Here is a 12669-nt window from a genome sequence, read left to right as displayed (position 1 = left end):
AAAACATCAATGTTCTGCAGGGTTCCGCCTTTCACAGCACACCTGTATTTCTCAAGACATGTGCTTTGATATGATGTGCACAATGATGATGTCATAACTTTCTAAGAGATACATTCATTACTGTAGGAATTAAAGCCCAAAAATTCAAGGCTTCTTTCATCCGGGCACATCTCCTGTAAACTTTAATCTTTCACTATTGAAAACCTCCTTGAAAAAGGAGGCGGAAAGCTACATTTTACGGGAAGATCAGCAGTAATATACAGTTCAGTTTTAAACCTAGATTAATATAATGAAAAAGAAACAATGTAAACTTGGTGTATTAGCTTTACTCCTATTCGCGGAATATGGCTATGCCCAAACTAAAGACAGCCTTTCCAAAGAAACTTCGATAAAAGAAGTGGTTGTGGTAGCCTTCGGGAAGCAGAAAAAAGAGGAGATTACAGGATCTGTACAGTCATTGAAGGCAAAAGATCTGTCTAATCTTCAGAACGGAAATATTCTTCAGGGAATTGGAGGAAAAGTAGCAGGTGTACAGGTTATTTCTTCCGGCCAGCCTGGTTCTCAGCCAACCATCAGAATGAGAGGAATAGGTTCAATTAATGCTTCCAGCGATCCACTGATAGTACTGGATGGTATCCCTTACAGTGGAAATCTGAACAGTATTGCTGCATCGGATATTGAAAGTATTTCTTTTCTTGAGGATGCTTCTTCGAATGCTTTGTATGGTTCCAGAGGGGCCAATGGAGTAATTATTGTAAATACAAAAAGAGGAAAGAGTAAAGGCGTAAGTATTGAAGCCGACGTAAGAACCGGTGTCAATTTCAGATCTATTGAGGACTATTCTGTTTACACTTCTCCACAGGATTATTATACAGCTTATTATAACAGGGCCAGAATTGGTGAAATCGCAAGACTGAAACAACCCGGAGCGGTTCCTTCTGGTGCCAGTCCGCATGATGTGGGACTTTCAGCGTTGAATAAATTAGGATATAATGTTTATAATGTAGCATTTAATCAACTGATTTCAAAGGATGGGTCTTTCAATCCGGATGCGAAACTGCTGTATCAGGACAACTGGAAAAAATTACTTTTCAGACCTGCTTTGAGAAGAGAAGCCACAGTGGGAATCAATGCCAATGGGGATCAGGTGAAATCTTATACTTCCCTTAATTATCTGGATGATAAAGGGTATTTAATATCTTCCGGTTTTGAAAGATTCGGAATCAGATCGAATGTAGATTATTCCATCACATCAAAACTGAAGTTGACCAGTGCATTGTCTTATACCTACAGTAAGCAGAATTTTGGGGAAACAGGAGGCTTTTCCAACCCTTTCCAGTTTGCCAGAAATATTGCTCCATTCTATCCTGTTTTCTTAAGAGATAATAATTATCAGAGGTTATATGACAGCAATGGAAATGCTCTATACGACTATGGAGACGGACAGGGACCCAATGGAGCCACAAGATCTTATGCCGTTTTTGAAAATCCTGTAGGCAATCTTCAGAAAGATAAATCTCAGATCGTAAGTAATATCACCAATCTCAACCTTGGTTTAAATTATGAAATTATCAAAGGATTGGATTTTACCTATAACTTCGGTGCTTATCTTGAAAATACAAGAAATCTTCAGTTTGGAAATACGGAAGGAGGGACTTCATCTTCTGTTGGGGGAACTATTTCGCAGGGTTCTAATTTTAAATATACCCTGAACCACCAGCAATTGCTTACTTATCAGAAAAAACTGGGAAATCACAGTTTTAATCTTCTTGTAGGGCATGAACTGAATAAGATAAAAGATGATGGTTTTTCAGGATCAAAACAACAGCTTTTATTACCCGACTCTCAGTCTTTTGACAATGCTGTGAAAATTACAGATTTATCAGGAAGCGGCTATGAATATGCTGTAGAAGGATATTTCACAAGGTTACTATATAATTATGACGGGAAGTATTTCTTCAATGCCAATATCCGTAGAGATGGTTCTTCTGTCTTTTCTCCGGAAAGCAGGTGGGGAAATTTTTATGGATTGGGACTGGCCTGGAATATTGCTAAGGAAGATTTCCTTAAGGACAACAGCGTGATCAATTCTTTAAAATTAAAAGCTTCTTATGGCCAGCAGGGAAATGACAACATTCTTTTAGGGGGTTCCAACAGAGATTATTATGCTTACCAGGATATCTACGGAATTAATAATTTCGGGGATGACAAACCGGTTCTTTCGCTTAAAAAACAAGGAAATAAGGATTTAAAATGGGAGACTTCCAAAAACCTGAATGCCGGTTTTGAACTCTCACTTTTGAAAAACAGAATCACCCTGAATGCAGATTATTTTGAAAGGAAGGTATCGGATATGATCTATACACTGCCTCTTCCTCCGTCCAATGCAGGTTCTTATGTGAAATACGGAAATATCGGAGATATGACCAACAGAGGAGTTCAGGCTAATCTAAGTGTGGATATTCTCCGTGGTGATGAATTCCAGTGGAGCTTTTACGCCAATGCTACTCATTATAAAAATAAGATTACAAAATTACCGGCTGAGCAAAGGAATACAGGTCTGGTTTCCGGATTGTTTATCCTTACAGAAGGTGGAGACCGCTATACCTATTTCCTGAAGGAGTTTGCCGGAGTAAATCCTGAAAACGGGGATGCTTTATGGTATCGCACTACCATCAATCCTGTCACTCAGAAAGAGGAAAGAACCGTCACCAACAGTTATAAGGAAGCTACGGATTATAACACCGGCAAATCAGCGATTCCAAAGGTGTATGGTGGATTCGGAACAGATTTTAGCTATAAGAGATTCAGTCTGGCAGTGAATTTTGCGTACCAGTTCGGAGGGTATGGATATGATGATATTTACAGAAGTTTATTCCATTCTGACAGCTACGGGTCTAACTATTCAACAGATCTGGATAAAACATGGACTCCTGAAAACCCGACTGCAGCGCTGCCGAGAGTAGATCTCACCGCTACAAACCAGAACGGAAATTCAACACTTTACCTGATTAAATCGGATTATATCAGTCTTCAGGATGTCACCCTCTCCTATCAGCTTCCAGATGGTTTTGCACAGCAGGCAGGCTTATCAGGTCTGAAAATCTACGTTACAGGTAACAATCTGTACCTGTGGTCCAAGAGAAAAGGATATGATCCAAGAGCTTCCCTGACAGGAGTTTCAGATGCCTACCGATATTCCCTGCTGTCAAGTGTCTCTTTAGGCTTTAAACTTAATTTTTAAAAGAACAGGAATGAACAAAATAAAATACTTTATAACAGCTGTAACGATTAGTCTGATTACTAACAGCTGTGCCAGTGACCTTAATACATTACCGGAAGGTGATATTTCCGGTGAACAGCTGAATAATGATTCTTCCAGCCCGGAAAAAATCCTCGGAGGAATTTATCTTGACCTTCGCAGCAATGGTGCCGGCGGTACTACCGTTCACTCAGATTTTGGAATCATGGGCATCAAAGCAGGTGCTGATCTGATGTCAAATGATGTCATCCAGTCTACGAACCAGCATTTGGGAATGTTTTACAATTATGAAGCTACCAATGCAAGCAACATTGCTTCTGAGATTGTATGGACCACTTTTTATGCAAGAATATTTGTGATCAATAAGCTTCTTGATGATCTGGATAAAAATGCAAATGCAAAAAACAGAGCGATTGCAGGACAGTTATTAGCTTTAAGAGCGTACTCTTATTTTTATTTAGTCCGTTTTTATGCCAATGATTATAATGGGCATCAGGCTGAACCGGGGCTTCCATTGGTCCTTACCGCAAAAAATCCAAGCCAGGGACTTCCAAGATCAACTGTTGCTGAGGTGTATGCACAAATCAAAAATGATATTGAGGAATCTATTACACTTTTAGATACTTATGCCCGTCCGTCCAGAGCTCAGATCGATAGAAGAACCGCCAAGGCAATTGCTGCCGAAGTATTTCTGGAAACAGGAGATTACATCAAAGCTGCCCAATATGCTGAGGAAAGCAAACAGGGAGTTGGTCTTATGACAGAAGATGATTATACCACCACCGGGTTTTCCAATATCAATAATCCTGAAGTAATATGGGGTTTTCATAATACAATTTCTACCATGAGTATCGGAAATTATTATGCCTCATTCTTCTCGATGTTTGATAATACTAATGAAGGATATGCCGGAGCAGCACAGATCCGTAAACTGATAGACAAACGTCTTTATGAAGCAATTCCGGAAACGGATTACCGTAAAAAAGTGTTCAATGGCAGTCAGGCTGCGGCTTATACTTTTAACGGAAAAACAAAAAATTATCCACCTTACGTAAGCTGGAAATTTAAAGATCCTACTCTTTTTGAAGGAGATTATATTTATATCAGAGCTTCCTCTCTGTATTATATTCAGGCTGAAGCCCTTGCCAGACAGGGAAGAGAAGCAGAAGCCAGACAGGTATTGTTTCAAATTACCTCAAAAAGGGATCAGGCTTATACACTCTCTACAAAGTCAGGCAATGAGCTTATCAATGAGATCGTTCTTCAAAAAAGGATTGAACTTTGGGGCGAAGGTTACGCATGGTTTGATATGAAAAGATTAAATACCCCTTTAGAAAGAGTATACACAGGGACCAATCATACTTTTGGAAGATTCAACCTTACTCCGGATAAATTCAGATTCCAGATTCCTAATAAAGAGATTAATAATAACCCACAAATCAAACAGAATGAATAGATAAACCTAAAACAATTTTACATTCAAATATATTCAGTGACGAGGCATCATTTACTTGTAAATGGTGCTTTTTTTATTGAATAAGGTAAGGTGCCTGATATTTTTTTGACTTTCACTTGCTAAAAATCTTTGATTTTTTCGCGCCTTAAAATTAGGCATATAATTAAAAAAGCTTTGCGTCTTTGCGTTCTCCAAAAAAACACAAATAAAAAAGGTATAATTGGAAAACGCAAAGACGCAAAATGTTATTAATAAAGTTGTTATAAGGCGAAAATATTTTATCTGCGATAAAATTGAATACTATTTATTTCCAAGTCTCTTGCAGATTTTTTATTTTATAACAATATCAGACTTGTAATTGTCTTTCACCAGCTCACCGTTTTTATACAACCGTTGGTTGATGACTTTCCCTTTTTCATTGAAATAAAGCCACAGTGCATTTTTCCTTCCTAAAGAATCCAGTCGCCCCATTTCTTTCGGCATTTTATTGTTGTGAAGAATCTGAACCGGATACAAACCTTTCAATTCACTTAAAGAATCCATTTTTTCAGGGATCAGTTCTGCTTCATTTCCTATTTTGAAAATATACTTTTTTCCTTTATCACTTTTTAAAATAAGTTCATCTCCGGATATCTCATATTTTCCCTCTGAAAATGGAGCTGTCGAAATTTGATCGTAACTTATAAGTTCCGTTTTTAAAAATTCAAAGGTTCCGTTCTTTATATAAAGTGAATATTCTCCGCCACCGGATTGCAGCTCAACATATTTCGGATATTCTTTGTCTTTTTTACAGGAAATAACAGAGAAAAGAATAATGAGAAGGCTAATAGTTTTTATTTTCATGCAACTAAATTATTAAATATTTACAATAAAGAAGAAGTGGAAATACATATATTTGGAAATCAAAAAAACTTTAAAACCAGACTCAAATGAAGAAAGGAATTATTTTGGTGTTATTCGCACTCCTGGCCAGCCTACCTCTTTTTTCACAGCACTCAAAACTTTCAGATCTTAAAAAAAACATTGAATCCATTATCGCAAATAAAAAGGCAGATGTGGGTGTTTCAATCATGGGACCTTATCAGAAAGAAACAATACAAATTAATGGCAATAAGCTGTATCCTATGCTCAGTACAGTAAAGTTTCCTATTGCTTTAACAGTATTGAAAAAAGTAGAAAAGGGAGAGCTTTCTTTACAGCAGAAACTATTCATTAAAAAAGAAGAACTTCTTGAAGATACCTGGAGTCCGTTCAAAAAAGAGCATCCTGAGGGCAATATAGAGATCAGCGTGGAAGAAGCTCTGAGATGGATCGTTTCATACAGTGACAATAATATCAGTGATATTCTGATGAGGTTGGTTGGCGGGCCAGAGCCTGTTCAGCAGCTTGTCAACAGTAAAGATTGTATCATTCAAAACAATGAAGAAGATATGCATAAAGACTGGGAATCTCAGTTTGTAAACAAAATAACACCCAACGAAGCGATCCGGCTTCTTGAAGCATTTAACAATAGAAAAATACTGAATAAAGAACATACGCTGTGGCTTTATAACACAATGCTTAATAACACTGCCGGATCCAAAAGGCTTAAGGGCAAACTCCCGTCAAGCGTAAAAGTAGCTCACAGAACAGGAACATCTTTTACCAATAAAGAAGGAATGACAGGCGCTATCAATGATTTCGGAATTATTGAACTTTCAGACAAAAAAAAGATATACATTGCCGTTTTTGTTCATGATACCTATGAAAAGTTTGAAAATGCAGAGGCAATTATTGCAGAAATTTCGAAAGCAGCTTATGACCATCACCATAAAAAATAAAGAATGACCCAAACCCAAATATTCTTCACAGCTCTATTTTCAGCAGTATTGTCTGTTACTGCAACAGCTCAGAAGAAAAACATTTATACGCAAAAAATAGACAGCATTATAGCAGCATCCAGTCCGATAGCGTTCAACGGTGTCGTGTTGGTTGCTCAGAAAGGGAAAATCCAATATCTGAAATCCAATGGCTACAAAGATTTTGAAAAGAAAATTCCTTTGAAAACAGATGACCAGTTTGAAATCATGTCCAATTCAAAGCAGGTTACCGCTGTTTTGATTTTACAGGCTGCAGAACAGGGGAAACTGAATCTTCATACCCCTATCAAAAAGTACTTGTCCACTCTTACTCAAAGCTGGGCAGATAGCGTTACCATCCATCATCTTCTGAATCATACTCATGGTATTACAGATATCAATAAGCCAGCAGCTTTCAAAGCCGGTTCCCAGTTCAAATATGGTAATCTATCTTATATGCTCCTGGGAGAAATCCTTAAAAATACCACGGGGAAAAATTTCACAGAACTTGCTATTTCTCTTTTCAAAAAACTGAAAATGGACAGAACTTTGGTATATAATACTAAGAGCAATCAGGCTCTTGTTCCCGGCTACATGAACGAAGACAATCAGTTTGAGAAAGTAAAAGAATCCTTTCTGAATGATGATATTGCTCCTGCTGCAGGTGTTATTTCTACTGTACAGGATCTTGCCAAATGGGATGAGGCATTATTTAAAGGAAAGCTTCTATCTCCCGAGTTTCAAAAGCAAATGCTGACTCCTTCCACAAGTTCCCAGCATAATGTCTTTGGAAAAGAAAGTATGGGGTTTGGATATAACGTAAGGTTTATCAAAGAAGCAGGCCTTGATTATTTTGCTGTGACAGGCCTTGGTGATGGATTCACCTGCCTTAATGTTTATTTTCCTTCTACAGATACTTCTTTGGTTATTTTAGAAAATCAGATGCCTGAAAAAAGTGAATACTGGAGTTTTAAAGAGGCCTCGATAAAGAATGCAGTATTGAAAGCGATGACATCCAAATAATTGTAAGTACTTTACAAATATTCATAATCTTCGAGATATAAATTCTTAAACGCAAAGTTTCGATAACTTCAATGGATAGATTTAAGAGGGCAAAGAAACAGCGACAAAGTCGCATTGAAGCTGCGTGATTATCGTCAGCTTAATAAGAATCAATAAAATTGATTCCAGCTTTGCTCCCTTACATATTCTGATTGAAAAGATAAAACTTTGCGTTAAAAAAATGGGCATCTGGTAATTCTTCCTGCGAACTTAGAATGCTAAGCAAGTTTTTTCAAAACCCTGGATTTAATGACCGAGAAAGGTTTCTCAATAACAAATCGGTAGAATAAACCACCCAAAATACAAGCCAGCAGGCAAATAAGAATAGTGATATTATCTGAGGTTTCAAATTTAAAATACTCTAGAAATTTCTGCACCATATGGATAATTCCTTTGTGTGAAAGATAGACAGCATACGACAGAGCAGCCAGTTGAGCAGTAATATACGACTTAGAACGATACAGGAAGGACGATTGGGAAATAGCAGCCATCAGAATAATTCCATAGCTTACCGCTACCAATGTAAAACCAAATACAGAAGCCGTTTTTGAAGCCTGTTCATTACATATCCAAAATGAAATTCCCAGCAGTACTACTCCAAGAAAGAAAAGCTTATTTCCATTGTCAGCAACGATGTTTTTAAACATTGAAGAATACTGCATGAGATACCCGATCAAAACACCTGTTCCCAGGCCATCTAATCTTGTGTGGGTAGGATAATATATTTTCATGTACCATAATTTCCAGAAATCTGTGGAGGATGTATCTGCTGCTGCAATAAATTCATTCCATGCCATCAGCCTTGCTGCAATAGAAAATCCAATGACGACAATCATCAGAACAGCCATATATCTGAACAGTTTTGTTGGTGCTAATATCAAAAGGAACAAAGGTAGAATGAGATAAAATTGTTCTTCGATACACAATGACCACGCATGAGAAAATGTTCCCCGGCTGATGACATCAAGCCCATAGTTTTGAGTGAAGGTAACAAACTTCCAAAAAGGAGATAACGCTTCCCTTTCCCTGAAAAAAGGAAATGTAAAATAGAGAAAAAGAGTAAAAAAATACGCCGGAATAATCCTGAAAAACCGTTTTATATAAAATATTTTCAGGCTGATATTTCCATTGTTTTCTATTTCTTTAAACAGCTGTCCTGAGATCAGAAAACCACTTAACACAAAGAAAAGGTCCACTCCTGTCCACCCAAATCTCCCGATACTGTCTATCCAGCCAGGATGTTTAAAGGCTCTGTAGTGATATAGTAATATAAGTAAAATAGCAGCGGCCCTCAGATGATCCAATCCGTAAAGCCTTTCAGAACGTTCCGTCATTATTTTTTTATGCAAATATTGACCTATTTCAAACTACCTTCTTACATGGAATCCGGACAACAGGTTATTCACTACCAATAGCAGAATAAACAGTTTATAGCATAAATGACGTTATCTGACATTATTTTAAAGTCTTTTGCATACCATTTCTCTGGCGTAACTTAAGTTTTTATATTTTTGAAGATGATGAAAACTCCATCAGGAACTCAGATCAGACAAACTCTATACTTCCAGCTGTTCTTCTGGACTGCTTTATTTTTATTCGGAACGGCAAGAATGTATGGAGAATATGAGAGTGGAACTTTTAAAGAAATGATGATCTATAACTTTTGCCACTGGATTTTCCAGATTGCAGGAGCCAACTTTATTTATTTTGTGCTGATCCGCCGTTTTTTTGACCAAAAAAGATATGCTGAGTTTTCGCTGTATCTTATGATCAGTCTCTATCTTATTTCTGTCATCAACAGGTTTTTCCTTGTTTATATTGCAGAACCTCTTTTTACCAATGAAGAGAAAGACAGTGTTTACAGTATTTTTACAGATATCCCTTACCTTTTACTCCATTATACATTCACAATTATCAGTGGGGCATTTATCTTTATTTCCATCATGTTTTTCATACGGTATAAGGATGAAAAGGAACGTACTATTAAACTGCAAAAGGAAAAGACTGAACTGGAACTGCAATCGCTCAAATCTCAGCTCAATCCTCATTTTCTCTTTAATACCCTGAATAATATTTATTCTTTGTCAATCACCCATTCTGATAAAACCTCACAATCTATCAGCCAGCTTTCTGATATCCTGGATTATATTTTATACAAAGGGCAGAAAAAATGGGTTTCGGTCTCTGATGAGCTGGCAATTATTGAGCATTATATTGCATTGGAAAGCCTGCGGTATCATGATGAAAGATTAAAAATTCAAAAAAACATCAGATTAAACTCCCCGAATACCATTCCGCCCCTGCTCTATCTTACTTTGGTAGAAAATGCCTTTAAACATGGAGTAGGAAAAAGTTCAGAAACTACGGAAATAAAGATTTATATGGAAACGAATTCCCAATATTCTGTCTTTACAATTGAAAACACCTTCTCAGGCCACCAGACAACCAATGAAAAAGGGATCGGGTTGCAGAACATACAAAGGCAGCTGCAATATCACTATCATGAACATTTTACCTTCAGTATCTCACAGGAAAACAATATTTTTAAAGTTGAAATAACCACTCCTTCACATGACGATTAACTGTATTATTGTAGATGACGAACCTCTGGCCATGTCATTACTGGAAAACCATATTTCTAAGATCGACGATTTAAAGCTGGTGGGAAAAGCTCAGAATGCAATGCAGGCTTATAAAATACTGCAAAATCAGACCGTAGACCTGATGTTTCTGGATATTCAGATGCCTCAGCTTAGTGGAATTGATTTCCTGAAGTCACTACCCCAAAAGCCCAAGACTATTTTCACTACCGCTTATCGAGATTTTGCCATTGAAGGTTTTGAACTGGAAGCGGTAGATTATCTCCTGAAACCGATTACTTTTGAACGCTTTTTTAAATCTGTGGAACGTATCCTGAGAACTACCGCCGGCCATACAGAAGATTTTATCCTCGTCAAAACTGAAGGAATGCACCGGAAACTTATACTTTCAGACATCGCTTATTTTGAAAGTCAGGGAAATGATATCAAAATAGTACTCATTACCAATGAAAGTGTTATCTCGAAAAGTAAAATTACAGACCTGGAACAGACGTTATCAAGTAAAAGTTTTGTGAGAATTCACAGATCTTTTATCATTAATTCTGCTTTTGTGATGGCATTCAATAATAATGAAATTGTTGTCAACAATCATAAAATTCCTGTGGGAAGAAGTTATAAAAAGGAATTTGATGTCTTAATCTCTGCTGTTTCCAGAAATAAACTGTTATAAACCTATTTCCCGAAAATTGCATTGTTGTGTTTCGGCTCCTTTTAGAAATTAATCTATACAGGCATTTTTTAACATTTATTTTAAATTAGTTTCTCTCTCAACCTCACTTAAGAGATTTTCAATCTGTTTTTCAACACATTACATCACATTGATAATTGGCAATCAACTTTAAACCCAATTGGCTTCACTTTCGTAAAAAAGAACCAATCAATTAACTAGCAATCACTTACACAAACAATGACATCCATAGCATCGACGGATGATCTCATAGAAATATTAAAAAAAAATGTTATTTTTGCTTTAACAAATAAAATTGCTTTTTAGCCTTTTTATTAGTAATTTTATGTACACCAATTTTATAAAACATTAAAATTCAATTCATGAGAAAAATAATTCTACTTATTACATGTATGTTCGGTATTTCAGTTTTCTCACAGATTAAAGTGTTGAAGAATGAAAGTTTGGTGGAAATTGGTAAAGATAATTCCGTTGGTCTCTATAAAAAGGAAGATAAATTTACAGTCAACTACCAGGATCTGAACACCAGCAACCTGAATACAATCCGATCTTTTTCATTTCAGAATCTTAATGGTGATGTTGCCGGACTATACAGACTTATTATGGATGGTTTTATCTCCACTCCGGAAGAGAATGTTGTGTTGGAATTACCTAATGATATCATCGAGCTTCATTATGAAAAGAATTATGGCCAGCAAACCATGCAGTTTATTCAGGTGATCAACAAAAACCGGAAATACATTGGAAAATCACAGTTTTTAACCCAAAAACAGGTGGAGAAGATTTTCGGAAGAGCTAATGGAAAGTATGCCATGTATGACAAACCTGCTTCTATAAATCCTTCAGCGAATAAAGGAAATGGAAATACGGCCTCTACCGCTGCCCCGGCAACAGGTGGAACCAAGAAAAAATCAAGAAAATAATTATATTTTATAAATATTGCGAAACTCATTCTATCGGATGAGTTTTTTTATTTTATTTTTGCAAAAAGATAGTAAAACTTATGCCGCTTCAGATAATCAATTTAACCAAAAAATTTGGTGAGCAGACTGCCCTTGACAATATCAACATTTCTATTGATAAAAACGAGATCATCGGTCTTCTTGGCCCAAACGGTGCCGGAAAATCTACCCTGATGAAATCTATTGTCGGAGCACTGAAAATTGACCAGGGTGAAATCATCTTCAATGGTATGAATATCTCAAACCATGAGATTGAAAGCAAAAAGAAAATAGGCTTTCTTCCTGAAAACAATCCGCTTTATCTGGAGATGTACGTAAAAGAATACCTTCAGTTTGTAGCCAATATCCACAAAATCCCTGAATCCAGAGTAGATGAGGTGATAGAACTGGTAGGAATCACGCCTGAAAAATCCAAAAAGATTGGGCAGCTTTCAAAAGGCTACAAGCAACGTGTAGGATTGGCACAGGCTATTATTCATCAGCCGGATTTACTGATTCTGGATGAACCTACCAATGGTCTGGATCCCAATCAAATCATTGAAATCCGTAATGTGGTAAAACAAATTGGCCAGCAGAAAACCGTTTTACTTTCTACCCACATCATGCAGGAAGTAGAAGCACTTTGTTCAAGAGTTATTCTTATTCATAAAGGAAATATTCTTCAGGATTGTCCTATTGATGAGTTTAAAGGTAAATTTGAAAGCCTGGAAGAGGCGTTTGCAAGTTATACGGTATAAAAAATAGGAAATCGCCCGGAAAATTTCCGGGCGATTTTTTTAGTTTAATTATTCCTTATGCTAA

General features: G+C 36.7%; 10 protein-coding genes. 8 read left to right on the top strand and 2 right to left on the bottom strand.

The window, feature by feature from the left end:
• Window positions 1-289 precede the first annotated feature (289 nt).
• Together LC457_RS08995 and LC457_RS08990 are read left to right on the top strand one after the other, a co-directional pair.
• Window positions 290-3244, top strand: coding sequence for a SusC/RagA family TonB-linked outer membrane protein (locus LC457_RS08995; RefSeq protein WP_223599536.1), 2955 nt, complete (start codon window positions 290-292; stop codon window positions 3242-3244).
• Between the two features lie 10 nt (window positions 3245-3254).
• Window positions 3255-4718 (top strand): RagB/SusD family nutrient uptake outer membrane protein, encoded by a 1464-nt coding sequence (locus LC457_RS08990; RefSeq protein WP_223599535.1) that lies wholly within the window; start codon window positions 3255-3257, stop codon window positions 4716-4718.
• Between the two features lie 330 nt (window positions 4719-5048).
• Here LC457_RS08990 and LC457_RS08985 read toward each other — a convergent pair whose 3' ends face one another.
• Window positions 5049-5561: a hypothetical protein gene (locus LC457_RS08985; RefSeq protein WP_223599534.1), complete on the bottom strand. Its 513-nt coding sequence runs from the start codon at window positions 5559-5561 to the stop codon at window positions 5049-5051.
• A gap of 86 nt (window positions 5562-5647) precedes the next feature.
• Here LC457_RS08985 and bla point away from each other — a divergent pair, with 86 nt between their 5' ends.
• Together bla and LC457_RS08975 are read left to right on the top strand one after the other, a co-directional pair.
• The gene (bla, locus tag LC457_RS08980) at window positions 5648-6538 is read left to right on the top strand and encodes a class A beta-lactamase (RefSeq protein ID WP_223599533.1); all 891 of its coding nucleotides are present in this window, start codon (window positions 5648-5650) and stop codon (window positions 6536-6538) included.
• A gap of 3 nt (window positions 6539-6541) precedes the next feature.
• A complete protein-coding gene (locus tag LC457_RS08975; RefSeq protein ID WP_223599532.1) occupies window positions 6542-7579 on the top strand; it encodes a serine hydrolase in 1038 nt (345 codons plus the stop codon).
• Window positions 7580-7836: 257 nt separating this feature from the next.
• On the opposite strand, the gene LC457_RS08970 is transcribed toward LC457_RS08975, so the two are convergent.
• Window positions 7837-8952: an acyltransferase gene (locus LC457_RS08970; RefSeq protein WP_223599531.1), complete on the bottom strand. Its 1116-nt coding sequence runs from the start codon at window positions 8950-8952 to the stop codon at window positions 7837-7839.
• A 183-nt stretch (window positions 8953-9135) separates the two neighbouring features.
• Between LC457_RS08970 and LC457_RS08965 the strand changes: the two genes are divergently transcribed.
• From LC457_RS08965 to LC457_RS08950, 4 genes are all read left to right on the top strand, one after another.
• Window positions 9136-10200 (top strand): sensor histidine kinase, encoded by a 1065-nt coding sequence (locus LC457_RS08965; protein ID WP_223599530.1) that lies wholly within the window; start codon window positions 9136-9138, stop codon window positions 10198-10200.
• Window positions 10190-10888, top strand: coding sequence for a LytTR family DNA-binding domain-containing protein (locus LC457_RS08960; RefSeq protein WP_223599529.1), 699 nt, complete (start codon window positions 10190-10192; stop codon window positions 10886-10888). The genes LC457_RS08965 and LC457_RS08960 overlap by 11 nt, the downstream gene beginning before the upstream one ends.
• A 380-nt stretch (window positions 10889-11268) precedes the next feature.
• Window positions 11269-11829, top strand: a complete 561-nt coding sequence (locus tag LC457_RS08955) for a hypothetical protein (RefSeq protein ID WP_223599528.1) — start codon at window positions 11269-11271, stop codon at window positions 11827-11829.
• 80 nt (window positions 11830-11909) lie between these two features.
• Window positions 11910-12605 (top strand): ABC transporter ATP-binding protein, encoded by a 696-nt coding sequence (locus LC457_RS08950; protein WP_047378181.1) that lies wholly within the window; start codon window positions 11910-11912, stop codon window positions 12603-12605.
• Window positions 12606-12669 lie beyond the last annotated feature (64 nt).

It is taken from the genome of Chryseobacterium sp. GVT01B, from assembly GCF_019970045.1.
Taxonomy (GTDB): Bacteria; Bacteroidota; Bacteroidia; order Flavobacteriales; family Weeksellaceae; genus Chryseobacterium.
The sequence above is the reverse complement of the archived record's forward strand: the minus strand, read 5'-3'. Positions and strand labels throughout refer to the sequence as shown.